This is a genomic window from Kyrpidia tusciae DSM 2912 (assembly GCF_000092905.1).
Classification (GTDB): Bacteria; Bacillota; Bacilli; order Kyrpidiales; family Kyrpidiaceae; genus Kyrpidia; species Kyrpidia tusciae.
This window is the reverse complement of sequence record NC_014098.1, coordinates 1469071-1494373: the sequence shown is the minus strand read 5'-3', so window position 1 is coordinate 1494373 and position 25303 is coordinate 1469071. Positions and strand designations below refer to the sequence as shown.

General features: G+C 58.6%; 26 protein-coding genes and 1 other annotated feature. Of the genes, 8 read left to right on the top strand and 18 right to left on the bottom strand.

The features are described from left to right. Positions 1–134: 134 nt before the first annotated feature. Positions 135–1160: a threonine ammonia-lyase gene (ilvA, locus tag BTUS_RS07370; protein WP_013075482.1), complete on the bottom strand. Its 1026-nt coding sequence runs from the start codon at positions 1158–1160 to the stop codon at positions 135–137. Positions 1161–1175: 15 nt separating this feature from the next. Continuing rightward, positions 1176–1442 (bottom strand) — a binding site (T-box leader). Between the two features lie 160 nt (positions 1443–1602). On the opposite strand from ilvA, the gene BTUS_RS07365 reads away from it, so the two are divergent. The 4 genes from BTUS_RS07365 (at position 1603) to BTUS_RS07350 (ending at position 4549) form a co-directional block, all read left to right on the top strand. Further along, complete coding sequence (locus tag BTUS_RS07365) at positions 1603–2016, top strand: hypothetical protein (protein WP_013075481.1); 414 nt, start codon at positions 1603–1605, stop codon at positions 2014–2016. A gap of 214 nt (positions 2017–2230) precedes the next feature. Continuing rightward, positions 2231–3307 carry an aminofutalosine synthase MqnE gene (gene mqnE, locus BTUS_RS07360; RefSeq protein WP_013075480.1) on the top strand — a complete coding sequence of 359 codons (1077 nt, stop codon included), beginning with the start codon at positions 2231–2233 and terminating at the stop codon, positions 3305–3307. Positions 3308–3426: 119 nt separating this feature from the next. Further along, positions 3427–4284 carry a glutamate racemase gene (murI, locus tag BTUS_RS07355; protein WP_013075479.1) on the top strand — a complete coding sequence of 286 codons (858 nt, stop codon included), beginning with the start codon at positions 3427–3429 and terminating at the stop codon, positions 4282–4284. Between the two features lie 58 nt (positions 4285–4342). Further along, positions 4343–4549 carry a DUF4177 domain-containing protein gene (locus BTUS_RS07350; RefSeq protein ID WP_013075478.1) on the top strand — a complete coding sequence of 69 codons (207 nt, stop codon included), beginning with the start codon at positions 4343–4345 and terminating at the stop codon, positions 4547–4549. 35 nt (positions 4550–4584) lie between these two features. Here BTUS_RS07350 and BTUS_RS07345 read toward each other — a convergent pair whose 3' ends face one another. Next, positions 4585–5196, bottom strand: a complete 612-nt coding sequence (locus BTUS_RS07345; RefSeq protein WP_041303901.1) for a hypothetical protein — start codon at positions 5194–5196, stop codon at positions 4585–4587. Positions 5197–5441: 245 nt separating this feature from the next. Between BTUS_RS07345 and BTUS_RS07340 the strand changes: the two genes are divergently transcribed. Further along, on the top strand, positions 5442–7004 hold the full coding sequence (locus tag BTUS_RS07340) for an ATP-dependent metallopeptidase FtsH/Yme1/Tma family protein (protein WP_052300576.1): 1563 nt from the start codon (positions 5442–5444) through the stop codon (positions 7002–7004). A 29-nt stretch (positions 7005–7033) separates the two neighbouring features. Here the strand turns inward: BTUS_RS07340 and BTUS_RS07335 are convergent, their stop codons facing one another. Both BTUS_RS07335 and BTUS_RS07330 read right to left on the bottom strand, forming a co-directional pair. After that, positions 7034–8320 carry a methyl-accepting chemotaxis protein gene (locus BTUS_RS07335; protein ID WP_013075475.1) on the bottom strand — a complete coding sequence of 429 codons (1287 nt, stop codon included), beginning with the start codon at positions 8318–8320 and terminating at the stop codon, positions 7034–7036. 143 nt (positions 8321–8463) lie between these two features. Then, positions 8464–9630, bottom strand: coding sequence for a cysteine desulfurase family protein (locus BTUS_RS07330; protein WP_013075474.1), 1167 nt, complete (start codon positions 9628–9630; stop codon positions 8464–8466). A gap of 103 nt (positions 9631–9733) precedes the next feature. On the opposite strand from BTUS_RS07330, the gene nadA reads away from it, so the two are divergent. Both nadA and BTUS_RS07320 read left to right on the top strand, forming a co-directional pair. Then, positions 9734–10828 carry a quinolinate synthase NadA gene (nadA, locus tag BTUS_RS07325; protein WP_013075473.1) on the top strand — a complete coding sequence of 365 codons (1095 nt, stop codon included), beginning with the start codon at positions 9734–9736 and terminating at the stop codon, positions 10826–10828. Positions 10829–10870: 42 nt separating this feature from the next. Beyond that, a complete protein-coding gene (locus BTUS_RS07320) occupies positions 10871–11398 on the top strand; it encodes a transcription repressor NadR (protein ID WP_013075472.1) in 528 nt (175 codons plus the stop codon). On the opposite strand, the gene BTUS_RS16830 is transcribed toward BTUS_RS07320, so the two are convergent. The 3 genes from BTUS_RS16830 to BTUS_RS07305 all read right to left on the bottom strand — a co-directional run bounded on the left by BTUS_RS16830 (position 11373) and on the right by BTUS_RS07305 (position 15442). Beyond that, positions 11373–12500 carry a mannosyltransferase family protein gene (locus BTUS_RS16830; protein ID WP_013075471.1) on the bottom strand — a complete coding sequence of 376 codons (1128 nt, stop codon included), beginning with the start codon at positions 12498–12500 and terminating at the stop codon, positions 11373–11375. The two genes, BTUS_RS07320 and BTUS_RS16830, sit on opposite strands and share 26 nt — an antisense overlap. Positions 12501–12555: 55 nt before the next feature. Next, positions 12556–13656 (bottom strand): glycosyltransferase, encoded by a 1101-nt coding sequence (locus tag BTUS_RS07310; RefSeq protein WP_013075470.1) that lies wholly within the window; start codon positions 13654–13656, stop codon positions 12556–12558. A gap of 196 nt (positions 13657–13852) precedes the next feature. Further along, positions 13853–15442 (bottom strand): YifB family Mg chelatase-like AAA ATPase, encoded by a 1590-nt coding sequence (locus tag BTUS_RS07305; protein ID WP_013075469.1) that lies wholly within the window; start codon positions 15440–15442, stop codon positions 13853–13855. Positions 15443–15654: 212 nt separating this feature from the next. Between BTUS_RS07305 and BTUS_RS07300 the strand changes: the two genes are divergently transcribed. Then, positions 15655–15846, top strand: coding sequence for a hypothetical protein (locus BTUS_RS07300; RefSeq protein WP_013075468.1), 192 nt, complete (start codon positions 15655–15657; stop codon positions 15844–15846). Between the two features lie 63 nt (positions 15847–15909). Here BTUS_RS07300 and BTUS_RS07295 read toward each other — a convergent pair whose 3' ends face one another. From BTUS_RS07295 to rplS, 11 genes are all read right to left on the bottom strand, one after another. Further along, entirely contained in the window at positions 15910–16200 is a 291-nt protein-coding gene (locus BTUS_RS07295; protein ID WP_013075467.1) for a ferredoxin family protein, read from the bottom strand. Continuing rightward, positions 16197–17501: an FAD-dependent oxidoreductase gene (locus BTUS_RS07290; protein ID WP_013075466.1), complete on the bottom strand. Its 1305-nt coding sequence runs from the start codon at positions 17499–17501 to the stop codon at positions 16197–16199. Before BTUS_RS07290 ends, BTUS_RS07295 begins: the two co-directional genes overlap by 4 nt. Before the next feature lie 60 nt (positions 17502–17561). Then, a complete protein-coding gene (locus tag BTUS_RS07285; RefSeq protein ID WP_013075465.1) occupies positions 17562–18668 on the bottom strand; it encodes an electron transfer flavoprotein subunit alpha/FixB family protein in 1107 nt (368 codons plus the stop codon). A 12-nt stretch (positions 18669–18680) separates the two neighbouring features. Beyond that, positions 18681–19514, bottom strand: coding sequence for an electron transfer flavoprotein subunit beta/FixA family protein (locus tag BTUS_RS07280; protein WP_013075464.1), 834 nt, complete (start codon positions 19512–19514; stop codon positions 18681–18683). Between the two features lie 475 nt (positions 19515–19989). Continuing rightward, complete coding sequence (locus BTUS_RS07275; RefSeq protein ID WP_013075463.1) at positions 19990–20292, bottom strand: YneF family protein; 303 nt, start codon at positions 20290–20292, stop codon at positions 19990–19992. A gap of 26 nt (positions 20293–20318) precedes the next feature. Next, positions 20319–20687 carry a YraN family protein gene (locus BTUS_RS07270; RefSeq protein WP_013075462.1) on the bottom strand — a complete coding sequence of 123 codons (369 nt, stop codon included), beginning with the start codon at positions 20685–20687 and terminating at the stop codon, positions 20319–20321. A gap of 45 nt (positions 20688–20732) precedes the next feature. Next, complete coding sequence (gene mrdA, locus BTUS_RS07265) at positions 20733–22553, bottom strand: penicillin-binding protein 2 (protein ID WP_013075461.1); 1821 nt, start codon at positions 22551–22553, stop codon at positions 20733–20735. A 36-nt stretch (positions 22554–22589) separates the two neighbouring features. After that, positions 22590–23312, bottom strand: a complete 723-nt coding sequence (locus BTUS_RS07260) for a ribonuclease HII (RefSeq protein ID WP_013075460.1) — start codon at positions 23310–23312, stop codon at positions 22590–22592. Further along, a complete protein-coding gene (gene ylqF / locus BTUS_RS07255; RefSeq protein ID WP_013075459.1) occupies positions 23309–24181 on the bottom strand; it encodes a ribosome biogenesis GTPase YlqF in 873 nt (290 codons plus the stop codon). The genes BTUS_RS07260 and ylqF overlap by 4 nt, the downstream gene beginning before the upstream one ends. A gap of 79 nt (positions 24182–24260) precedes the next feature. Beyond that, a complete protein-coding gene (gene lepB / locus BTUS_RS07250; protein WP_052300726.1) occupies positions 24261–24839 on the bottom strand; it encodes a signal peptidase I in 579 nt (192 codons plus the stop codon). A 97-nt stretch (positions 24840–24936) separates the two neighbouring features. Continuing rightward, positions 24937–25281, bottom strand: coding sequence for a 50S ribosomal protein L19 (rplS, locus tag BTUS_RS07245; protein ID WP_013075457.1), 345 nt, complete (start codon positions 25279–25281; stop codon positions 24937–24939). Between the last annotated feature and the right edge of the window lie 22 nt (positions 25282–25303).

Genomic DNA, 25303 nt, shown 5'->3' with positions numbered 1-25303 from the left:
CGCCGACCGAACTATTCCAACCGGAGACGTACTCCCTTTCACAACATAGACCATTCCCATCGAGATGACAATGTCTTTCGGCATTGTCGCAATCGCCGCCCAATTCCGCACCCGGGATCCGGCCCACCTGGACCTCAGATTTTTGCCACTCCCACCGGTGACGGGCGATCCATTGGATGCAACGAGGCGAGTTTTGCAATATCCACGTTCCCCCCGCTCACCACGAGCACCACCTTTTTTTGCCGCAACGGGAGGACCTTTTCAAACAAAGCCGCCAGCCCAACAGCGCCGGCACCTTCTACGAGCATTTTCGTCCTTTCCAAAAAAGCGTACATTGCCCGAAGGATAGCATCATCCGAAACGGTAACCACGTCATCGACAAAACGTTTCACGTGATCAAAGGTGAGTTCCCCCGGGGATTTGACTGCGATGCCATCGGCCACGGTGGCAACCGCGGGCAATGTGACCCGACGCCCTTCCCGCAAAGACAAGGCCATGGAGGCCGCCCCCGACGCCTGCACCCCGTACACCGTGGTCTTTGGCCGAAGGGCTTTGAGCGCCGCGGCAATCCCCGCAATCAAGCCTCCCCCGCCCACGGGCACCACCACGGCGTCGACGTCGGGCAAGTCTTCCACAATCTCCAGGGCAATGGTACCCTGGCCCGCGATCACATCCAGATCATCGAAGGCGTGTACAAAGGTACCCCCCTGCTCGCGACAGAGCCGCTCGGCATGAAGGTGAGCGTCGTCGTAGGTGGCTCCCGCCAACTCCACCCGGGATCCGTATCCCTGAGTGGCCGTGATTTTTGCTTCCGGTGCCCCTTCGGGCATCACAATGGTACAGGGTGCACCAAACCGGGATGCGGCCAGAGCCACCCCTTGGGCATGATTTCCGGCCGACGCGCTAAAAATGCCCCGCCCCCTGGCTTCCGGCGACAATTTCGCCACTTTATTATAGGCGCCGCGAATCTTGAATGCTCCCGTTTTTTGGAGGTTTTCCAGCTTTAAAAACACCTGGTTATTCGACATGCGGCTGAAAGTCTGGGATTGTTGCAGAGGAAATCGATGGATGACCGGTGCCAACCGCACTGCCGCTTCTTGAACGTCCGTAAGGGTCACGCAATCCCCAACTGGAACACCCCCAATGCGTTTTAAAACCACAAAAAAACCCGCCCCCTCAGGGGCGAGTTGTTACCCGCGGTACCACCCTGTTTGGCCGCCTCCCGGACAGGAGGCCGCCCACTTGTCCCATCCAAAGCGCCCGACTTCGACGCCCGGCCCCTTAACGCGGGGACGCGGCGACACCTACTAGCCGGGAACACCTCAGCGTTCGGCGCGCACCTCCCGGGGGATTTTCCCTCAGTCTCGAGTGGATCTCCTTCTCAGCAACCGGAGACTCTCTGGCCACCTCAACTGGGTACTCGACCCGGTCATCGGTTTTTCCGCCAACCTAATTTATGCCATCTTATCACGGTGGCCACGGGATGTCAATGTTTACATTGGACCTTTTTGATTTCAGTCCATTCCCTTTTCCGAGATCTTTTGCTATAATGAAAGCTACATATAGACTTTACGAATCCGCCACATGCGGGAGGGAGATCCAATGGATTTCTGCTGCGGTATGACCATGGTCGCGTCATTGCAGAATGTATATGCCGAAGGTCCCGTATTCATCCACGATGTCCCGGTTCTCACGTGTCCGACCTGCAACAGGTGGCACATTGCTCCCGCTGTGTCGTCGGATTTCGCCATGATCGCCCACAACTGTGCCACGGATGGCTTGCGCGAGGCGAATTTTCGCGAATTGGTAGGAGAAGACCGGGTCAAAGAGGTGCTCGACATGTACCCCCCGGATGAACGCGTCTTGTTGGATCGGCGGTATATTCCGGACCAAGTCGATGCGCTGCTGGATTTAATTAATTTAGCAAGAGCCACGGGCGACAACACTTGGGAAGAAGAACTTAAGACGCGGCTCAAGGCGATCACCGATGCCCCGATCATGCGCGCCCCAGACTAAAAGCGCCCCGGTGTTCACCCCACAAGATTCATAGCGCCGAACCAGGCGCTTTTCTTGTGTATCACAGCTCACGCCAGACCAGGCCGCGCAAACTGATGTTCCCCATCCTCGGCCTCTTTCGTTGACAGTCGTCCGGCGCCCTCCTATACTTAAGGCGACATCTTCGCCGGAACACTTTTTTATGGCATTTGATAGAGAGGAGGACGGGGCCCGCATGAATGGAATTGCGGACATCGCTGAAAAAGTTCGCCACGGCCAGCGACTGAGCTTGGAAGATGGATTGCGCCTGTATCGCCACGACGATCTGCTGGAAGTCGGGCGGCTGGCTGATGAATACAATCGGCGGCTGAATGAACGTAATGTTTATTTCATACAAAACATGTATATTAATCCCACCAACGTCTGCGAAGCGCATTGCGGTTTCTGCTATTACCGCCGGGACCCGGATCAAGAGGGAGCTTACACCATGTCCCCGGATGAGGTCCTTGAGTACGTCAAGGAAAGGTGGACGCCGGGGATTAGGGAGTTCCACATCGTCGGAGGCCATAATCCTACAGTGCCATTTCAATACTACACAGATGTTGTGCGGGCATTGAAGACGGCCTACCCCGATGTGACGATCAAAGCCTACACGGCCGCTGAGGTCGAGTTTTTCCATCGTTTGTCCGGTCTATCGGTTGAAGAGGTCTTGCAAGCTTTAAAAGATGCCGGGTTGGAGAGTATGCCCGGAGGCGGAGCAGAGATTCTCAGCGAACGCTACCGGGAGAGATTGGCCCCTGACAAGGCATCGGTAGAGCAGTGGCTCGACGTTCATCGAATTGCCCATCAACTGGGCATCCGGACCCACGCCACGATGCTGTATGGGTTGATCGAAACACTGGAAGAACGATTACAGCATATGATCTATATTCGTGAACTCCAGGATAAAACCGGAGGGTTTTTATCTTTTATTCCCTTAGCTGTGCAGCCGAGCCGCAAAACCGCTTCTCTGAAACAGCGGACATCGGCGGATGACGATTTGCGCACCATTGCGGTGAGCCGGTTGATGCTGGACAACGTCCCCCATATTAAGGCATACTGGATCAATATCGGTCCGCGCCTGACCCAGTTGGCCGTGTACTTCGGTTCCTCAGATATACACGGAACCCTGGTGGAAGAGCGAATCAGTCACGCCGGCGGGGCACTCACCAGTCAATCTTTGACTCGGGATGAATTGGTTTGGCTGATTAAAGGGGCCGGGCGGATTCCCGTGGAGCGGGATACCTTTTATCGTCCTGTTCGCGTATACTGACGTCCCGGCCAATCGGGCACCGAGTTGCGCCGTTCTCCGAGGCTCCCGGGGGGATGCGCAAGTTCGGACGCCGACTGGATCCCGGTGATGCACCGGCACGAATGAAGGAGGCCTGGGCGTTGAGGATCGGTATGTACGACTCCGGGGTGGGCGGACTGACCGTCTTGGCAGCGTTCGTACGTCACATGCCCGAACATGATTATGTCTACTTTGGCGATACCCTTCATGCCCCCTATGGCGATCGAACCGCAGAAGAGGTGCGCGCCCTTTCCTTGGCCGCTGTGAAACAACTGGTGGCCCGGAACATTGACCTCTTGGTCGTGGCCTGCAACACCAGCGCATCCGTGGCCGTGGACGCCCTCGTGAATCATTATCCGGATTTGCCTGTGCTGACCCTGCTGGATGCGGTCGGCCCGGCGGTCCGACACCTCCCCGGGAGAAAAATCGCCCTTCTCGCCACCCGGCGCACCGTAGAAGCCGGGGTTTTTGAAGCCCGACTTCACTCCGCACGACCCGACGCAGCGGTGAGGAGCGTGGCCGCTCCCGCCTTGGTCCCGCTGATCGAACGAGGCGTGAAAGATCCTGCGGTTTATGGGCCCTTTTTAGACAGCTATCTAAAACCGCTGGCCACTTGGGGCGCTGATGTTTTGGTGCTCGGGTGCACCCATTATCCGCTGATCGCCGATCAGATCCAGAGCCGGGTACCCCACACCCTCCTCATCGATCCCGCGACTCATCTCGCACGGCATGTCGCTGAAAAACGAGACGCTTTTCCCGCGTCGTCCTCAGCAGGATCGGTCACGCTGCTGGCCAGTGGGGATGCCACGGTTCTTGACGCATTTTGGAAATCCGTCTCTTCCCAGATCCAGACTGAAACCTCGGCGGAATATGGCCACATCGGGCTGCGGCGGAATATGGCCACATCGGGAACCAAAGCGGTCACTCACGGTCCTGCGACACCAGGCATGCACCCTTGAAGAACGCCTTCATATGCTATGAGTGTAACACGCGCGGACACTCGGGGGTGAACCAACTGTGGCGCGAACCCAGTGGGAATACGCAAGCTTGGTCAATCATGTCGAGGGGATTCGCAACCAACTGAACAACATGGGACAACAGGGATGGGAACTGGTGTCGATCGTGCCGATACCGGGACAGTTTCACTGCACTGCAGTTTTCAAGCGGCCCGGAGCGCCCCGAATCACATCGGTCAAAAAACGCGGCAACGGCAAAACCCGGTAATTCCGGCTGCCCCCGCGACGCAGCGGGGGCTGCTGTCACCCGTTTGAGCGATTGTGCCGCAAACCCTTCATCACTTCGTCCACATCAAGACAAGGAACGTGGAGGCGAAACTCCCGCCGCAAGTCCTCTACAATGTACTCCGTTTCATCGGTGACCAGATACGGGGCATTCTCCTCTGCCGCAGCGATGAGGCAGTCCAACAGGTAGTCCTCGTCGATCACTTCCGACAAAGCCTCCGTCGGGAGGAGATCAGAAAAATACGCCCACACCAACTGCAACTTGACCTTGCCGTTAAGAAGCAGCGGCTTGCCCCGATAGTAGTCGCCCCCCACCCGCTCCACCGTTTGGGCCTGCCATCGAATAAAATCGGTGGACAATTGCGGCATCAACTGGCACAGTGCCGTCATGTCACTTCGTTCGAACTCCCCGGGATCTGGGTGGTTCAGCAGCGAGTCCCAGTAACGAAAAGCCCCTTTATAGACGCTGATCGGCATCACCAGGGTAACGCCCTCGGTGTAGAACAACGGGGGACAATTGCACATAACGTTAATATCCACCACGTATCTTTTTTTAGCCACCAGTTTCCGCTGTCGTTCCAGCCGGGATTCCGGCTGCATCTGCTTTTTCCAAAACGATGAAAACCACACCTTGGCAACACCGCACCTTTTCTTAAGTGGAAACCTGAAGGGATTCCCAGCACCATGATTATAACGTGACTCCGGCCTCCCAGCCAAGAGACACCTGCCCCTCCGCTGCGGTTTGACTACTCGTTTTCTCGGCGAGACTGGTCCGTAGGACGAATTGTGGCAGATGTTGATTCTCGTCGGATGAGGGGGCAGACCAAATGCGAGATATTCGAAAACGCCGTCACTCTCGAAGGGTGATTGGCTTCATGTCCGTTCTGATGCTGATCGCGGCCGGAACGGTCTGGTGGGGGCAAAAGTCATTTCCATTCCCGATTTGGATTGCGGGTGGAATACCCATCTTCAGCGGCGAATGGCTGGCCGGGATTCTCGCATCCGTCGGCATGACCGGGCTTCTCTGGGCATGGTTGAGGTATCGTCCAACGCCTGGGCCCCTGAGCAGACCCACAGCGCCGGTGGTGAGAGATGTCATCCGGCCCTCGAAGGAATTCTCCAGCAGTCAACCTACGGCAACCTTTGCCGACGCCGCAGGGGTGGACGAAACTGTGGACGAACTCCGGGATATCGTGGATTACCTGCGAGATCCCGGTAAATACCGAAGAATGGGAGCGGAGATGCCCAAGGGTGTGATCCTTTACGGCCCCCCGGGCACGGGGAAAACGCTGCTTGCCAGGGCGGTGGCCGGTGAAGCCGGGGTCGAATTCGTCGCTTGCAGTGGGTCTCAGTTTGTGGAACAATACGTCGGCCTCGGGGCCAAAAAAATTCGGGACCTGTTCGATCAAGTGCGTCGAATCGGCCGGCCGGCCATCATCTTTTTCGACGAACTCGATGCTCTGGGCCGAAGGCGGGGCGAAACGGGAAGCTCCCAGGAGTGGGATCAGACCCTCAACGAACTCTTGGTGCAGTTGGACGGTTTCCACGGACGCCAGGACATCATCGTCATGGGAGCGACGAACCGACTCGACATCCTCGACCCCGCCTTGTTGCGACCCGGGCGCTTCGACCGACATATCCGGGTTGACCTGCCCTCCATCGAGGGCCGGGAGAAAATTCTTCGCCTCCACGCCCGCAATAAACCCATCCATCCGGCGGTGGATTTTCGCAGTCTGGCCCGGCGCACCCCCGGGTTTTCCGGAGCGATGCTCAAGCACCTGTGCAACGAGGCCGCTATCATAGCGGTCAAGGAAGAGGCCCGACAGATCGAGGCGCGCCACTTTTCTCAAGCGATCGATCGCGTCGTTGCGGGAAATGCTCGCAGGGATTTGGTTCTTCGCGAGAAAGACCGCCAAATCACCGCCTATCACGAAGCGGGACATGCCTTGGTCGGTTTGATCGAAGGAGTGGAGCGAATCCAACGAATCAGCATCCTTCCCCGGGGACAAGCTCTCGGGTTTGTCCTGCAAGAATCCCCCGAAGACAGGGTTTTGTACACCAAACGGGAGTTGCTTGGCAAAATCACCATGGCCTTGGGAGGACGGGCCGCAGAGGAATTGATTTTCGGGGACACCTCCACGGGTGCGGAACAAGACTTGGAGCAAGCCACCGATCTCGCCTGGTCCGTGGTCGCCCGATTTGGGATGAGTTCCCTTGGCCTCCTGTCCCTCCGGCCTCACCACTGCGGAGGCGCCGATCTTGAAGCGGCAAACCAGCACGCCCGGGCAGTGCTCGGAGAGTGTTATCAAAACGCCCTGGACATCCTCGCGCGCCACAGGACAGTGCTGGACCGTGTGGCAACCCGGCTGCTTGAAAAAGAGGTTCTGGAAGAAGAAGATTTTCTTCAGATCGTCCGCGTTCAGTCCATTGTCTCTTGAGGTGGTATATGAAGCGGCGAACCGGGATCTTACCCGCTTAAGCCCTTCCACCGAATGGCTTCGTATTCCAGCTGCCGAGCCCGTTCCTGGGCCCGGCGGGCTTCGGCGGCGATCTCCGTGGCCGTGGCCGTTTGCTGTTGTACGGCGGCGTACACTTCGTGGATGGCGGCCGACAGGTGATCAGCGTTTTGGACGACGTCATCCACAGCGTGAATAACGGTATCGTTCCCCTGGGCCATGACCCGATACGCTTCGGCGACAGCCGTCAACGATCGGTCAACGTCAGCTGTCGAATCGGCGATATCGTCAAAGGCGGTCGCCACCGTATGAATCAAAGCCTCTTGCTCATCCACCAAGGACTGAGACCGGCGAGTCCGAGCCACACTGATCTCAACTTGTTCCCGGATGTTATCGATGAGCCCCCCGATCTGCTGAACAGCCTCCCGGGTCTCAGCCGCCAGCTTCTGGACCTCCTGGGCCACCACGGAAAACCCCCGTCCTGCTTCCCCGGCCCGGGCGGCCTCAATCCCTGCATTCAGCGCCAACAAATGAGTCTGGGAAGCGATATGTCCGATCCACCCGGCGATCTCCTCCACCCTTTTCGACAACTGTCCAAGTTGTTCCACCGCCGCCGCCGTATCGTGGGCCGCGGTCACCGTTTGCGGAATCTGCCGTCGAATCTCCGCCACCGCTCGAAGTCCCTTGTCCAACTCCCGCCGGGCCCGCTCCGCCGCCCGGGCGCTTTCCGAAGCCCGCCTGTCCGCGACCCGGGCTGCCGCGGCAGTCTCTTGGGCGGTTTTGCCCGAGAGCCGGGCGAGTTCTGTCTGTTTGGCCAGGGCGGCGACAAACTGGTCCATGGCGGCGGATATCTTGTGAGACCAATCGGCGGATTGGCCAGAGAGCTCAACCATTTCCGCAATGCTTGCAGAAATGTCCCGGGAGTGATCTCGAACTTTGAGCAGGATCCCGTAGAATCCCTTGATCATGCGGTTGATGCCGTGAGAGATCCGACCAAGTTCATGAAAGGAACGGTACCCCACCCGGGTGGACACGTCAATCTCATCGGTCACCGCAGCCAGTCCGCGAACCATCTCTCTCATCGGAGGGATCAGCCAACGATGGTACACCCAGGTCCAAATCGATGCCATCCCGAGAATGACGAATAGAATTGCAAAATCTGTGCCCGACATGAAAACCCGATCAAACAATCGGACGGCACCGGCAACGGCTGAAGCCAGGGCCGTGTGAAATAAAAAGAAATACGCGGCCAGACTCCTTCGATACCACGAGACGGTGTGTTCGGCTGCCACCTTCATCTTCACCCTCTACCCCGAATTTTTGGGGACATTATAACATTTCCTTAAACTTTTGGACAACGACGGCAACATATCGGGCAAGAGACAAAATCCAGTGGGATCGCGCACACTCATTCCAGGATCTGTCCGTGCCGACGGTTGGATCACTTCCCCCGGATGGAGAGAGCCGCAGATCGCATCTCCGCCGCAATCTCGGACAGGGCTTCTCCAAGTTCGTCCACCGAACTTTCCGTATTGGTCCACCCGAGGCTGATGCGCAGACTTTCCAATGCTTCGTCCCGGGAGTACCCCATCGCCAATAACACGTAAGAAGGTTCGGATTCCGAGGCGCTGCAGGCCGATCCGCTGGAGACGGCGAACCCCCTCCGATCGAGTTCGAGCATTAACAGTTGCCCTTCCACCTTTGGAATTCCAATAGTCAAAATGGTCGGCAGAGATTCCTCCGGATGGCCGAACACCACGCACTCTGGAATCGACCGGCGAATGTGCTCTGTCAATCGCTTCCGCAGGGCCGCCCCCCGCTCGCCCAGAGCGTATCGCTCCATCAATTCTACCGCCTTCCCAAACCCAGCGATGGCTGGCACGTTAGGCGTGCCCGGCCGGAGTTGCCGTTCTTGACCTCCGCCGAATAGGATGGGATCAAGCCGCGTGCCCTTGTGTACATACAGTGCCGCAGCTCCCTTTGGCCCGCCCATCTTGTGGGCATCAAGGGTGAGCAGGTCCGCCCGGATGCGCCGAACGTCGACGGGAATCTTGCCGAAGCTCTGAACCGCATCTACGTGAAAGAGCACACCCCGTTCCCGTGTCATCTCCCCGATGATCTCCACGGGCTGGATCGATCCCACGACGTTATTGGCGTGCATGAGGCTGACGAGAATGGTGTCCTGCCGGAACCTCCGTCCGACCTCAGCAGGGTCAACTCGTCCATGTCGGTCCACCGGCAAGCGTTCGACTTCAAATCCTTCCCGGACGAGCCGGTCTGCCACCCGAAGAACAGAAGGGTGTTCCACGGCGCCCACCAGGATATGGCGGCCCTCCCCCTTCCTGGCACGCCTCCGGGCGGCACCGAAAAGGGCGAGGTTGTTGGCCTCGGTTCCCGATGCGGTGAACACGATTTCCCGGTCCCGGGCCCCGATGGCCCTGGCAATGACGCTTCTCGACTCCTTAACGATCTCCTTGGCCCGAAGGCCCGCTTGGTGTAAACTGCCAGGGTTCCCGATTTCCTCCTCCATGACCCGGTGCACTGCGGCGAGCACCTCGGGATACATCGGCGTCGTCGCTGCGTGATCAAAATACCGCCCAGAAGCCACAGTGTTCCGCCCCCTTGGTGGTGTTGCTCTTATTTTACACCTGTCTTGACATGTGACAAGCTCAGAACCATAATGAAACCATCATTCAGGGGAGGTTTGACCCATGGCTTTTTCGGAATGTCTCACTCCGGGCATCGCCGAGTTATCCCGTTATTCCTCCGAGGAGTTGGACGAGCGCATCGCTGAGGCAAAGCGGGCACTCAACGACCGAGTGGTGATTCTTGGACATCATTATCAGCGGGAAGATGTCATTCGCTTTGCGGATTATCGGGGAGATTCCCTGCAATTGTCCCGCATCGCGGCGGGGCTGACCGATGTACAATATATTGTCTTCTGCGGTGTGCATTTTATGGCGGAAACGGCAGACATCTTGACCGGTGACCGCCAGACGGTGATCCTGCCGGACCATAATGCGGGTTGCTCCATGGCCGATATGGCGGACGCTCAAGATGTGGAAGAGGCTTGGGAGCTGCTGACCGATCAGTACGGGGACACCTTGCTGCCCGTCACCTATGTCAATTCATCAGCCGCCGTGAAAGCTTTTGTCGGACGCCACGGGGGACTCACCTGCACCTCGTCCAACGCCGACCGTGTGTTCGAATACGCGCTGAGCATCAAGCCGCGAATTCTTTTTTTGCCCGACCAGCACCTCGGCCGGAACACCGCCGTCAAACTCGGCATTCCCCTGGAAGCGACAGCCGTGTACGATCCAGGGGAGATGGAACTCTCGTTCCCCCACGGCGGTGAAGACCCAAAGGTGATTCTGTGGAAGGGCCATTGTTCGGTCCATCAGCGTTTTGAACCCGGACATGTTCGCGCTGTCCGGGAGAAATACCCGGGCATCAAGGTGATCGTACATCCGGAATGCCCTTACGAAACGGTCCAACTCGCCGATGCGAACGGGTCCACCGATTTCATTATCCGGACAATTCGTCAGGCGCCGCCGGGCACTCAGTGGGCGGTGGGGACCGAACACAATCTTGTTCACCGGTTGGCAAAGGAGCACCCGGAGCAGACGATCATTTCGTTGAATGAGATGGTTTGCCCCTGTCTGACCATGAATCGCATCGACCGGCCCCACCTCGCGGACGCCCTGGAAAGCTTGGTCCGCGGCCAGCCCACCGGCGTTATCCACGTTCCGGAAGACACCGCCCGCTGGGCGAGGCTCGCCATCGACCGTATGCTCGACGTATCCTAACCCGTGGCCGGAAGCCCTTAATGACCCGGGAGGCGAATGTGCATGACCAGACGGGAACGATTGCTCCACATCCTATATCGGGAACCGGGGCCGGTCCCAGGGGGTGAACTGGCCCGACGCCTGGGGGTTAGCCGGCAAACGGTGGTGAGCGACATCGCCCGACTGCGAGGGGAAGGAATGGCCGTGCTCAGCACACCCCAGGGGTACGTACTGGGCACACGACCCCACTTCTATCGGGAATTTTTGGGAATTGTGCATACGCCCGAACAACTGCCCCGGGAGCTCGAAATCCTCGTGGGGCACGGCGTGAGTGTGGAAGACGTGTGGATCGATCACCCCGTGTACGGGCGGGTTCACGGCCGGCTCGATATTGCCACCCCGGAAGATCTCGCCCATTTTCTCGAAATTCGCGCCAGGTCGCCTGCCCCTCTCTTTTCGGAGGTGACCGGCGGCCTCCATTACCACACCCTCTTGGCGTCGGGGCCCGAACCGATCGCCCGCGCCCGAAAAGCGTTGGTCGAAGCCGGCTTTTACCTCCTTCAATCTACGCCACAAAGTACCCTTTGCTAAAGTTCTCAAGGATCAGCAACATCCCCGCCACCTCCGCGGCACAGGCGGCGTAAAACAGCACTCGAAATTTCAACATGCGGGCGGCAATCAAGAATAACGGAAATAGCACGAGAACAAACCGAGAGATGCTTAGAAAGTACCAGTCGCGAGCCGGGGAAAGCAGCGGAACGACTGCGGAGACCAGGGCAAAAAGATAGTAACTGCCGGGAATGCGCAAGCGTCGAAAGGGCAAAGCCAGGGCCACAAGGGCCAACTCGGCCCACACCACCCCGACGGTAAACGCCCGGATGATCCATGACCAACCGCGCAACGGCTTGACCCACAACTCGAGGGTGCCGAGCCGAAGCGTATCCCAAGGCCACATGAATGCTCGCTTCCAATTTTGCTGGGCGTGTACAAAAGCTAACGGATCGCCGAGCTTTGCGTTTAACAAACCCATGTAGATTTCAAGTCCAGCCGGTATTAATGCAACGGCCGCCAAATCTGGGCCAACCCCCTGCCAACGAAATCCCCGCCGTCGAAAATACTCGTATAAAAACGGTAACACCAAGGCCAGGCCGGTGTTTCTGGTCAACGACGCGAACATCCCGAAAAATCCCGCCGTCCAGAAACGCCCGGTCCTCGCGTAGTAGAGACTCCCAGCGGTAAAAAACAGAAATACTGGCTCGGTATACCCGCTTGCAAAGAAAAACGCGGTCGGAAAGAACACCATCAGCACCAACGCCCGCCACGCAGTCCGGGGAGGTTGGTCCAGCAGGAAGAGCTTCGCCGTGATGTACAGGGCAAAAAAGAAAAAGACGTTTGCAACCCCCCAGGCACTTTCGACGTACGAAAGCCCGGTCCACTGGTGGACGTACCGAATCAGAAAGGGAAACAACGGAAAAAAGGCCGCCGAGGCGGGGCGATATCCGTGGGCGGCAATTCCGATGTACCATTGCGTATCCCAGCGGCTGAAATTCTGGATCAGGGCGTATTGTAAAAAGGACGTCAGCGGGGCAACCGGATGTTTCTCCATGCTGAACAAGATACTTCCGCCCCATACGACAATTTTATGTAAAACAAAAGATCCGGCGGCATACGCCCATTCCCGCCCCCGATTCACGCCGTCACCTCATTTCTTCCCACGCCGAACTCCCGCCGCAGTTCACCCGCATAAATCAGGACACTCGCATTCGCGGCCGTTTGTCTCCCACTCTCCGCCAGGTCCACCGATCGTTTAATCGGTAATTCACCAAAGCTCCTCCGATAATCCCCGTTAGGTTCGCCCATTGTTTTGGAACGTCCAGGAGCCGGAACAGCACACTGAGCACGACCAAGTTGACGGCAATGCCGATTAGGGCCACCGCGGCAAATTTGGCAAAGGTCACCGCCAACGGATCACTTTGCGGGGCATCCCGCCACGTCAATCCGCAGTTCCATGCGAAGTTCCAAATCATCGCCAACGAGCCGGAAACAAAAGCGGCTGTTTCCGGGAAAATATTCCATTTCGTCAAATGAGCAAATAAAAGTGTATTCACGGCCACCCCGCTGATGCCTACCAGTGCAAATAACCAAAACCTTCGATCTTCCGGAGATTGCACCACCAGCCGGGCGACATGATGCAAGTAATGAATGATCTCCGCCGGGCTCATCTTCGATTCATTGGCAGCCCGGGGTCGAAAAGCGTACGGAATCTCAACGAGGTGCGAATACCTCCCCTTGACCACAATCTCCATGAGGATCTTCCAACCCACGGGGTTCAGGTGCACGCCGTCAATCACTTGGCGCCGAATCATAAAAAAACCGCTCATTGGATCGCTGACAGAACGGACCCGATGCAGCGCCGCTTTCCCGATCATTCGAGCCGTTCGAGAAATCACCCTGCGAACCCCGTGTAATCCCCCGTCGTCTCCACCCGGCAGATGGCGACTGGCGATGACCACGTCGGCCCCCTGTTCGATCTCGCGGTACATCCTGGGCAGGACTTCAGGAGGGTGTTGCAAGTCGGCGTCCATGACAGCCAAGACCGAACCCCGGGCCATCCGAAACCCTTCTAGCACAGCCGTGGCCAAGCCTCGCTGACCCTCGCGGTGAATGCAGCGCACCCGAGGGTGATCGGCACACAATTGGGCGATCACTTCCGGGGTGTTGTCACTGCTATCATCAACAAAAATGACTTCATAGGAAAGTCCTCGCAGGGCTACCTCCAGTTGGTCGATCAGCAGGCGTACCGTTTGATTCTCGTTATAGGTTGGTACCACGATCGACAACACGTTCATCCGATGCCTCCTGGGCTGCTGAGCACCGCAAAGGCTCAGACCGTGATCCAATCCCTCCGTCCATCTTACTCGCAATCCCCGACTTTGTGCAATCCGCTCCTCCAAGATCAAGTCTCCAAGGTTTGCCCCTATCCTCCACCTTTTTGCCCTCGACCATACCCGCGGGCCTTCATCCCACACCCAGCCCCTGGATTACCTACTCCGTAAACCGCCCGGCTCCCGTTCGGTTCGGTTCGAGGCTCACCGGAGTGATGCCGGGCATATCCTTCGTATCCACCAAAGCGCTGAGACGCCTTCGATACTGCAGGGCCTCCGCCACATCTTCGCGTTCCACTGCGTCATGTCCCGCGAGGTCGGCGATGGTCCTCGCCACTCGCCACACCCGATGAAACGCCCGGGTGGAAAGTCCGAGGCGGTCGTAAGCCGTCTCCAATAAATCCCGGGCGTGGCGGGTCAAGGGAGCCCATCGTCGAAGATCCTGCAACGAATAGCCGGCGTTGAAGGGAAACGCAGACTTAGGTTGTCTCTGCTGCTGCCGTTTCCAGGCCGCTTCCACCCGGGCCCGGATGATCCTCGAGCTCTCGGGAATGCCATTCGTCCCTTCGAGGGGACTCAGGCGCAACCGGGCCACTTCCACAAACAGATCCATCCGATCCAAAATGGGCGCCGACATGCGACTATAGTACCGCTGCAGCAGCGCCGGAGAACAGTGACAAGTTTCGTCGGTCCCACTCCGACCGCACGGACACAAATTGGAAGCGGCCACGAACAGAATCTGCGCCGGAAACGTCACAGGGATTTGATTGCGGACCACCGTGATCTCTCTGGATTCCAGAGGCTGGCGCAGCCCCTCTACCGCTGTTCGGGAAAACTCCGGGAACTCGTCGAGAAACAGGACTCCCCGATGCGCGAGACTCACCTCGCCCGGTCTGGGGTAGGATCCACCTCCCAGAAGCCCCGAAGCACTGATACTGTGATGGGGATTCCGAAACGGCCGGTGAAAGGAAGGCCGCACGTCTGCAGACAGGTGGGCAGCGGAGTGAATGCTCGTCACTTCCACAGCTTCCTCCGTGGAAAGCGGTGGTAGAATACCCGTGATTCGCATCCCCAAGGCCGTCTTTCCAGATCCCGGGGGACCTGTGAGAAACAGCGGGTGCCACCCGGCTGCGGCGATCTCGCAAGCCCTTTTCGCGTGTTCCATCCCGATCAAGTCGGCAAAATCCTCCCCCCTCTCCAGATCAGGAGCAACAGACTCCCGGGCCACGGCGGCTCCAAAAAAAGTACCCTGAACGGCTTCCACCGCCTGGCGAAGGGACCTGACGGGCAATACCTGAAGTCCTTCAATGGTACGGACCAAGTCCAACGAGTCGACAGAGCACAAAAGGGGCAATCCGATTCGCTTCGCCGTCCGGGCCACCGGCAACATGCCTCGAACGTCTTTAACCACGCCGTCCAAAGTTAACTCCCCCACCGCCACCATTCGCGCCACCCGCTCTACCGGGATCACCGAAGCCGCACCCAGAATGGCGAGGGCGAGGGGAAGGTCCCACCCCGCCCCCTCCTTCTTCCAGTCCGCGGGCGTCAGATTCGCAACGATACGCCGCAGCGGAAACGGATAGCCGCTGTTCTCAATGGCCGCCCTCACCCGCTCCTTCGCTTCCCGCACCTCAGATCCCGGTAACCCGACGATCTCAAACCGCGGCAATCCCGAGCTGATACTTACCTCCACATGGACCAACTTCCCGTCCACCCCCAACAAGCCGACGCTGGGCATCCTTGCAAACACGATAACCCCACCCCCATTGGAAGGGGTCGACCTCGCCAACCCCGTCTGGACAAAAAATTTTTCTACCCTTAGGGATTCGGCGGATCCGTCGCCCGGGACCTTTGTTTGAAATCCTTTAAAACGCCCGATGACAAATAGACGCCAGCTGGGCCGGCATACTATGTTTCGAGACAGATCTACCTGCACAGATTCGCCCGGGGAGGCGATGGTCGGTGGACAAACCGCAGGAGAATTCCACGCGAAAAAAGGAGCCCACCGTGGCACCTGGGTCAGAGGGCGTGGAAGGGCTGGACGAGGATGCTGACACGAAAGAAAAAGCCCGGGGAGAATTCACCCGGGTTACCCGCCTGGTTTGGGATGAGGTAGAATCCGGACCGCCCACGTCTTCTACCGATGGTTCTTGATCCTCGTACACGGTGAATCCGGAAGGATCGACGGCAGTCACGAACAATGTCTAGGGTTCACCCTTATCCAAATTTGTAAGTAATTCCATACCCCCCAGTGGGATAGACCCACTCGATGTTATAGGTGGGACACGCCAACCGACAGGTTCCACATTCAATACAATTTTCAAAGGCGACGGAAGTCATCTTGTCCTCCTCGTGCCAAAGATAAACATCCGCCGGGCAAAAATAGTTGCAGTCTTTGTCCACGCATTTCGCGCAGATATCCTGGTCTTTAATGATCAAGTGGGACTTGTCGTCCGCTTTGTAACGAATCGTGAAAAGCCGCTCTTCGATGCTCTGGGCCAGTGTCATCCGTTCATCGCCCTCCAACCTTTCAGAGCTAGACGCAACAACCCCATATTCCCGCCCGCCACTTCACGAAGATGCCCGACCGCAGCCTTTTGTTTGACCTTCTTTGGCACACCATCAACCAGCATCATTTCGTAGGCCGCGTCGTTAAGCGCCTGAGGCAGTTGGTCAAAAAGCTTTTCGGACTCTCCAGCCGCCAATAACCCGTGAACGCCGCGATATTTCTTTAGATCTTGGTAAATAAACGATTCCCGCACCGCCCGGGTGTACTCGCCAAGGGTCGCCGATGAGAAATCCCCTTTGGCGTGGGCGGAGATGGCGGTTTGCCCCGCCAGCCGTCCCGAAGTCACTGCCAGGTTCGTTCCTTCGCGGTGCACGGCATTGACCATCTGGGCGGCATCTCCACAGATCATCCACCCGTCCCCCGCCAGGGGAGGCATGGAGTTTAACCCCCCTTCGGGGATTAAGTGCCCGGAGTATTCTTTCACTTCGCCCCCCTCGATCAAGCGGGCGACCATCGGATGCCGCTTGAGCGCCTCAAGAACCTCATAGGGCTTGATCCGTTTTTGCCGGAGATCGCTGACCATCACTCCGACACCCAGGGAAAGGGTTTCCTGATTCGTGTACAGGAACCCGAGTCCCGCCATGCCGAACATGTGCCCGACGATCTCAATGGTGACCCCTTCATTGCCTTCTACGTTGAAGCGGTCCTGGATGGTCTGCTTCGGCAAGGCGATGACCTCTTTCACCGCCAGGGATACCTCATCCGGCCGCCATTCCCGGTGAACTCCGAGCGACTTGCCGAGCAAGGAATTGACGCCGTCGGCAATGACCACGACGCTGGCTCGCAGGTCGCCGTCCTCCCGGTCCGTTCGAACCCCGACCACTCGCCCGTTTTCCCGCAACAGCTCAGTAACCACCGTTTCATAGATCGGAATCGCCCCGGCCTGCTCCGCTTTGCTCGCAAACCACTGGTCGAACTTCACCCGAAGCCCCGTCCAGCAGTTCGGGGGATCGACGAACTTCGAATTCCGGTGACCGAAGGTGACGGCGCTATCTTCCCCCAGCAACCACAGGCGCTGTTCCACGATGGTACGCTCCAAAGGCGCCTCTTTCCAGAATTCCGGAAGGAGGTCTTCCAGCTGTTTGCGGTACAACACTCCCCCAAAAATGTTCTTGGCCCCCGGGAACTCTCCCCGCTCGATCAAGGCGACCTTCAGGCCGCCTTTCGCCATGGTATACGCGGCGGCAGTACCGGCAGGACCGGCACCTACCACGATCGCGTCAAATCGTTCATCTGCCACGCTCTCATCCCCAATCTTTCACCGACATGGACCCGTTTTACCTTTACAAACTAGGCAAACTCACACCGTCTGTGGTGTGGACACCGCTCCTTGGCTCGAAACCCCCACCCCGGCTTTTCGTCTGCGCAGGGTTTCCGTAATGGCGGGAACTATGTGAAATAAATCACCAACAATACCATAGTTTGCAATCTTAAAAATCGGCGCTTGAGGATCCTTGTTGATCGCAACGATATAGGTGGAATTCTGCATGCCCACTACATGTTGAACCGCTCCGGAAATCCCAATGGCAAAGTACAACTTCGGTCGGACGGTGGTCCCCGTCTGTCCCACCTGATGATCGTGACTGATCCACCCCAGATCCACAGCCGCCCGGGAGGCGCCGACCACTCCACCGAGCTCGGCGGCTAGCTCCTCGAGAAGGCGAAATCCCGCCGGCCCACCGAGTCCCCGTCCGCCTGCGACGATAACGTCTGCGTCCTCGAGGTTGACTTTTCCGGTCGCCTCGAGAAACTCCAACACCTCCACAGCAATGTCTTCCGGTTTGATCTGGGGCGGCACGGGAATGATCTCCCCGGTGCGGGATTCATCCCGGGGCAACGCCTCAAACACCCCAGCCCGGGCCGTGGCCATCTGGGGCTTAAACTGTTTGCAGAGGATCGTCGCCAGCATCTTTTCGGAAAAAGCCGGCCGACTCGCCAAAAGCAGTCGCTCATCGTCCACTTCCAGTTGAGTGGAGTCCGCAGTCAGGCCCGTCGGGAGATGGGTGGCGATCGCACCGGCCAAATCGCGCCCGGTATAGGTCGCCCCCATGAGGACGATCTCGGGCTTATAGGTGCGAATCACGTGCAGACACACTCGGCTGTATGGCCGGGTCCGATAATTCTCCAATTCCGGTGAGTCGCAGAGATACACTCGGTCCGCGCCGCGATAAATCGCCTCCTGGGCGAGATGCGAAACGTTCGAGCCCATCACGAGTGCCATAACCGGCGCCTCAAGTTTCGCCGCCAGACGGCTTGCCTGCCCCAGCAGCTGCCAGGAGACCGGCTTGGCTCTCCCTCCGCGCTGCTCCACCACCACCAAGACTCCTCGGTAAGTCGACCAGTCCACATCCCCCTCCGGTTGGAGACCGATCATCGGTTTGCGCTTTTTCGGCGCTTTTTCCGCCATACCCGTCCCTCCTCAAGCCCAGCCCAGTTTGTGCGGAAGATCAGTTGCATACAGGCGATCCAGCAGTGCCTCCGCCACGGCGGAAGGGCTATCACCTTCTAGAAATTCTGTGTCCACCTGCTTGGGCTCGGGTACCCAAGTCTTGGAAACGATCGTCGGCGAACCCCGAAGCCCGATCTTCGATCGGTCGAGATTCTCGAAATCGCCCGTGGTCCACACGATCGGTTGGTACCGCGCCGCCCGCAAAAGCCCCGGCAAACTGGCCCTCCGAGGACGGTTCAACTCCGCCAGGGCGGTGATCAAAACCGGAAGCTTCGCCTTGACTCGTTCCACCCCGTCTTCAAGATGGCGGTGGACGATAATCTCTCGTTTTTCTGGGTCGAATCGTTCTACTTTTTCGACATAGGTGAGTTGGTCGATATCCAAGCGGCAAGCGATCCCTGGACCGACCTGACCGGTGTCTCCGTCGAGGGTTTGTTTTCCGCAGAAAATAGCGTCCACGGGCCCCCATTCGTCTTCGGCTTTTTGAATGGCCGAGGCCAGCACGTAAGAGGTCGCCAGGGTATCCGCCCCGGCAAAAGCCCGGTCGCTCACGAGAACCCCTTCATCGGCGCCCATCGATACACACTGCCGAAGCGCTTTCTCCGCCGACGGCGGGCCCATGCTGATCACGGTGACCCGAGCTCCGTGTTCATCCTTGATCCTCAACGCCTCTTCCAGTGCGTGCAAATCAAAATAATTGACAATAGCGGGAACCCCCTGCCGCACCAACGTGTTGGTTTTAGGATCAATGCGGATCTCCCGGCTGTCGGGCACCTGCTTAATACAAACGACCAAATGGAGCAAGGCGTCTCCTCCCTTCCCGTGTGCAACCGCAACGTCTTCCCCTCCGCAGGGCACGTCTCGGCCGCGCCGACTCCAACTGCGATCATAAACCCTCATTCAGTCGCGCCAATAGTATACCACATGGGAATCTTATTGGGTAGGCTAAATTTTCTTGGAAGTCATGATATCTCATTGAATCTTTCACGGCAAAAGGGTGAACGTGCCTCTGACAGAATCCGAGTCCGACTATCGAAATCCCTCGATTTTTCTCATTTCCCGGGTGATACCGCCCGGGTATTGACATTTGGCTGCACACCCCCCAACCCTCCGCAGCGGCGGATTACGCCGCCTTCCTCGCCTCAGAAAAGGGACGCAGCATCACCGGTCAAGCTGTGGGGATCAACGGCGGGTATGCCGTCCAGGAGTACACTCGGGGACGGAGCAAGCCTCCGGCCCCGGCCGTTACTTCTTCAAACGAAACCCCCGGGAGCCCCCTTCACTTTGTCCGGCGTTTGCCCGTTTTCGGCTTTTCTTTGCTGGCCTGACCCGAAAGTTGCGGTTTGTTCTTAGCCAGTGCCCCTAAGGGGCTCTTCCTTGCTGGAAGATTTTGCTTCATATGGCGCATCACCGTTTGCAATTGTTTCTGGTTCAAATTAACCCCCATGCTCCGAGCCATGGCCAGAACCTGTTTTTCGTCCATCTGGGTGTTTTGCAACTGTCTTCGCAAATACCACACGCCCAGCGCAAAACCCGCCGCGACCCCGACAATAAAAACGCCGATGAATTCCACGTAAATCACGGGTTCACCTCTCCATCTGAATGCGATTAAAAGGCATTTTGAATGTGAGTGATACGGCGAAGGGTGCGCCTATCCGGCGCCAATTCCACCGCCACGAAATCGATTCGGTAATCGTGGGTCAGCATTCGCCGCCGGACCGGAGAGAGGAAAAAGGCCTGGACCAAGTGGTGCAACTTGCGCTTTTTGCGACCGTCAAGGCTCTCTTCCGGTGTACCCATGCGACGGGAGGTCCGGGTTCGAACTTCAACAAACACGAGGGTGGGGCCGTCGCAACAGATCAAATCGATCTCTCCGAGCGGACATCGCCAATTGCGCACAATAACCTCGTAACCGAGATTCATCAAATACCCCGCGGCGAGCTCTTCCCCGTACCGCCCCAACGACCGCCGGTCCACGACTCCTCCCCCTTTCCTATCCGGATGGCTTCGGTCCCGCGGCTCTCAGTGACCTTTGGCAGCAAAATACGCGTCGAACATTTTCCGCACGATAGCCGCGGAATCCGCCCCATGTCCGCCCCCGGGCACCACCACCGCGGCCGCCACTTCGGGATGATCATAAGGCGCATAACCGACAAACACCGAGTTATCGAATCCCTGCACCCCGGTCTCCGCCGTCCCGGTCTTGCCCGCCGCCTTGTACGGCGCACCGACAAAAGCGCCGTACGCCGTGCCCGACGGCACATTGCACACCTGGTACATCCCTTGTCGCACCACCTGCAGGACCTGCTGGGAAACCGGCACCGTGTTGAGCACCTTCGGCTCGATCCGCTGGACGATCGTGCCGTCCGGAGCCACGATCCGATCCACCACGTGGGGCTCCATACGCTTGCCGCCGTTGGCGATGGTCGCAGTGTACTGGGCGAGTTCAATCGGCGTAAACTGCTCGAGCTGCCCGATCGCCGAATAATACACCGACGGCAGGTGGCCGTCGTCCTCCAATTTGCCTTGTTGCTCGTTCGGGAGATCGATCCCCGTCAAGACCCCGAGGCCGAACTGTTTCTGGTATTCCCGAAGCCGGTCCATCCACGCCGTCCGCGGCCCCTTCTCCCACTGGGCCAAGGCGGAATACGACATGCCCGGCGTCCATCGACTGGCCATGATGCCGACGCGGTAAAAAAACGTGTCGCACGACTCCCGGATGGCATCGATGACATTGACCGTCCCGTGCGCCTCCCAGTCGCGGATCGTGTAGGCGCCGATCCGGATGTACCCCGGGTCGTAGGTGGTCCAAGAAGGCGTGATCACCCCGTCCTGCAATGCGGCGATCGCCGTGATCAACTTGCCGGTGGACCCAGGCACCTCGGGATCCTGAATCGCCCGGTTCATCTCCGCCAAATCGAACTGTTCCTTGTGCGCCTCACTGAGTCCGTTCACAAGCCAATTGGGATCGTAATACGGATAACTGGCCATGGCGATGACCTGGCCGGTGTTGACATCCAACAGCACAGCCGCAGCATTTTTCACGCCCTGGGAGCGCAATCTCTGCACTTGGTCCGCCAGGGCCTGCTGGGTCGCCTGTTGGACCCGGGCATCGATGGTCAGAACCACATCGTCCCCGGGCACCGGGGAAACCGCCTGAATCCCCGCCGTGGGCTGATTGGCCGCATTGACCATAAACCGGAACGCCCCATCGGTGCCGCGAAGGTATTTTTCATAAGATTTTTCAACGCCCTGTTGGCCCACCTTCTCGTCCCGGCGGTAGCCTTTGGCCAGATAGCTGTCCAATTGCTCGGGACCAATGGAGTTCAGATACCCGATCACGTGGCAGGCCAGGGTTCCTGCTTTGTAGTCCCGCTCGGGGGTTGCCACCACCTGGACGCCGTTCAGCTCCCCCATATGCTCGGCCACGTACGACCTCTGTTGATCCGTGAGCCCGAGCTTAATGGGCCGCCAGATCGGTCCCAGGGAAGCGTCGTTCATCTTCTGTAAAATCGCATCCGGGGTCATCTGGAGCACGGGCGCCAGTTGATCGGCGATCCGTTTCTCCACGTTTTCGTCGGAAGTGAGATCGGCCCAGTACAAGCCGTAAGAGGCTTTGTTGCTCACCAGGAGTTGACCGTTGCGATCGAAGATCTTCCCCCGGGGTGCGGGCCGGGTCAGGATTTCGAAGCGATTCCGGTCCGCCAACTGTTTATAGGAAGCGCTCTCCACCAACTGCAGCTGCACCAACCGATTGGTCAATACGCCGAGGAGGATGACCACCGCACTCATCAACAACAACAGACGCCGCCGACGCACCGTCGTGTTCTCCGGATTGGACACGCCGCCAGCCCCCTTCAATCTCGCGCTGACCCTATTTTACTTCTCCCGGTCTTCATCCACCAACCCACCCGGGGACGGCAAAGCCGCAGACATCGTCGGCCCGCCCGGGCAGGGCTCTTTCCACCGGGCCACGGGACCGAAACTTCGCCGATGAATGGGGCACGGGCCGAGCCTCTCCAAAGCCTCCAAATGCGCCGCCGTTGGATAACCTTTGTGCCGTTCAAACCCATAGCCGGGGTATCGCTGGCCGTATTCCACCATCAACCGGTCCCTGGTCACCTTGGCCACAATGGAAGCCGCCGCAATGCTGGGCGACTGCGCGTCCCCCCGAACCACCGCCAAAGAGGGAGCCGGCATATCGGGAACGGTTCGGCCGTCCACCAGCACCGCCTCACATCGCTCCCCCAGTGCCGCCACCGCCCGGCGCATGGCCAGTCTCGCAGCCTGAAGAATATTCAGCCGATCGATCAGGTCCGCGTCCACCACTGCCACTTCCAAAGCCACGGCATCCCGGCGCAGGCGCTTGAACTGCTCTTCTCGCTGCCGAGCCGTCAGTCGCTTTGAATCTCCCAGCCCAGCGACATCAAAATCTTTGGGGAGCACCACCGCCGCCGCCACCACCGGACCCGCAAGGGGTCCCACTCCGGCCTCGTCCACCCCGGCGATCCGCGAGTAGCCTTTTGTCCACCAGTACTGCTCCCAATTCCACCCGAGCCCGGGGGGGCGCGTCGGGATACCTCGGGAGTTTCCGGGGCTCATCCCTTGTCCACCCCTTCAGATGCGGCCTCATCGGGAGGCTTTTCGAGGCTGATTCTTCCCAACCGCCCGGTTCGAAATTCTCGACAGACCAGTTCGGCGGCGGCCGCCACGTTCACCCGGCCGCCCGCCATCAGAAGCCCCCGACCCTTCCCCACCTGTTCCAGCCAATCCTCGGGCTCCCCTGTCAGGTCGCCGTAACGACCGGCCAAGGCTCGGGGGTAAGTCAATTGCAACCGCTTGAATAGAAACACAGCCACATCTTCCAACGGGAGGATCTCCTCCTTGATGGCCCCGGTGGCGGCCAGAAGCAGACCCGTCTCCGGGTCCTCGAACTTGGGCCATAGAATTCCCGGCGTATCCAGGAGTTCGAATCCCTCCGATGTGCGGATCCACTGCTGAGCCCGGGTGACACCGGGCAAATCCCCGGTTTTTGCCGCAGACCGCCCGGCCAGGCGGTTGATCAGCGAAGATTTGCCCACATTGGGGATACCCAGAATCAGCACCCGCACTCCTCGGTTCCGCACCCCCCGCTTTTTCCACCGCTCCACAGAAGGGGCTGCCAGCTCTCGCACCGCGCCGCCAATCCCCCTCAACCCCCGGCCGCTGCGAGCATCCACCGCCACTGCCCGCCCCCCTTGTCGGGCGAAAAAACCGATCCAGCGCCGGGACACGTCCGGGTCTGCCAAATCATCCCTGGTCATCACGATCAGCCGCGGTTTATCGCCGATCAACTCACCGAGTACCGGATTTCGACTGGCAGAAGGAATGCGGGCGTCCACCAGTTCCAAAACCACATCCACCCATCGAATGGCTGTGGCCACTTCCCGCCGGGCTTTGGCCATGTGACCCGGATACCACTGGATCGTCACCCATCTCCCCCCTGCCGTCCAAACCGCATGACACCTCGGTAATCGTCAGGAACTGCCCGAATCAAACTTAACCTTCGGATCATCGGAAGGGCTGAATCCGAAACTGAGAAAAGGGCCAAAAGATCACATCGGCCCGGCCGATCACGTTGGCATCCGGAACCATGCCCACCGTTGGATCCCGGCTGTCCTTGCTGTGATTCCGATTATCCCCCATCACAAAAAGGTGACCCGGGGGCACCACCACCGGCCCGTAGGGGGCCCGGGGCGGAGCCGCAATATACGGTTCCGATAAAGGCTGGCCGTTGCGATAAACAACCCCATCCCGGATTTCAATGCGATCTCCGGGAAGGCCAATGACCCGTTTCACGAAATCTTGACTTGGATCCCCGGGATACCGGAAAATCACCACATCTCCGTATTGGGGTGGGTGAAAATCGTATATGAGCTTGTCCACAATGAGCCGTTCCTCGTTATGTAGAGTCGGTTCCATGGACTCGCCGTCAACGACGAAAATTTCAAAGACAAACAGCCGAATCAAGTACGCCAGCAGGAGGGCAACGGCGATCGCGACCGCCCACTCCCACAATTCCCGCCAGGATGAGGTGCCGCGCGTCTTTCCCTCGGGTGCCTTCCCGGCGGGCCGCTGCTCTCGCTCCATCGACAATGAGTAGCCCCTCCTCGATCGGTCTCCTCCACCACCCGTGGGCATGATGCCGGAGAGGGACCTGTTTTCGACAACAAGTCCCTCTCCCAGTTCAGCGAATTTCCTTGATACGCGCGGCTTTCCCTGTCAGCTCGCGCAAGTAGTACAGTTTTGCGCGGCGGACCCGGCCTCGACGGACCAGCTCGATCTTATCGATCACCGGAGAGTGCAGCGGAAACGTCCGCTCGACCCCAACGCCGTAAGACACCTTGCGGACCGTGAACGTCTCGCTGATCCCACCGCCCCGGCGCTTAATCACCACGCCTTCAAAAACCTGAATCCGTTCGCGGTTTCCTTCCCGCACCTTGACATGAACCCGAAGGGTATCTCCGGGACGAAAGGCGGGAATATCTTTTCTCATGCCTTCCTCCGCCAATTGACGAATGACCGGATGCATCGGCCAACCTCCTTCCACCAGG

What these genes read in the sequence shown, in the direction of transcription:
- BTUS_RS07295 (WP_013075467.1), bottom strand. Translation starts at nt 16,200, where the DNA reads ATGACACTGGCCCAGAGCATCGAAGAGCGGCTTTTCACGATTCGTTAC.
- mqnE (WP_013075480.1), top strand. Translation starts at nt 2,231, where the DNA reads ATGAATGGAATTGCGGACATCGCTGAAAAAGTTCGCCACGGCCAGCGA.
- rplS (WP_013075457.1), bottom strand. Translation starts at nt 25,281, where the DNA reads ATGCATCCGGTCATTCGTCAATTGGCGGAGGAAGGCATGAGAAAAGAT.
- BTUS_RS07340 (WP_052300576.1), top strand. Translation starts at nt 5,442, where the DNA reads ATGTCCGTTCTGATGCTGATCGCGGCCGGAACGGTCTGGTGGGGGCAA.
- BTUS_RS07285 (WP_013075465.1), bottom strand. Translation starts at nt 18,668, where the DNA reads ATGGCGGAAAAAGCGCCGAAAAAGCGCAAACCGATGATCGGTCTCCAA.
- lepB (WP_052300726.1), bottom strand. Translation starts at nt 24,839, where the DNA reads ATGGAGCGAGAGCAGCGGCCCGCCGGGAAGGCACCCGAGGGAAAGACG.
- nadA (WP_013075473.1), top strand. Translation starts at nt 9,734, where the DNA reads ATGGCTTTTTCGGAATGTCTCACTCCGGGCATCGCCGAGTTATCCCGT.
- BTUS_RS07310 (WP_013075470.1), bottom strand. Translation starts at nt 13,656, where the DNA reads ATGAACGTGTTGTCGATCGTGGTACCAACCTATAACGAGAATCAAACG.
- BTUS_RS07320 (WP_013075472.1), top strand. Translation starts at nt 10,871, where the DNA reads ATGACCAGACGGGAACGATTGCTCCACATCCTATATCGGGAACCGGGG.
- BTUS_RS07335 (WP_013075475.1), bottom strand. Translation starts at nt 8,320, where the DNA reads ATGAAGGTGGCAGCCGAACACACCGTCTCGTGGTATCGAAGGAGTCTG.
- BTUS_RS07260 (WP_013075460.1), bottom strand. Translation starts at nt 23,312, where the DNA reads ATGAGCCCCGGAAACTCCCGAGGTATCCCGACGCGCCCCCCCGGGCTC.
- BTUS_RS07365 (WP_013075481.1), top strand. Translation starts at nt 1,603, where the DNA reads ATGGATTTCTGCTGCGGTATGACCATGGTCGCGTCATTGCAGAATGTA.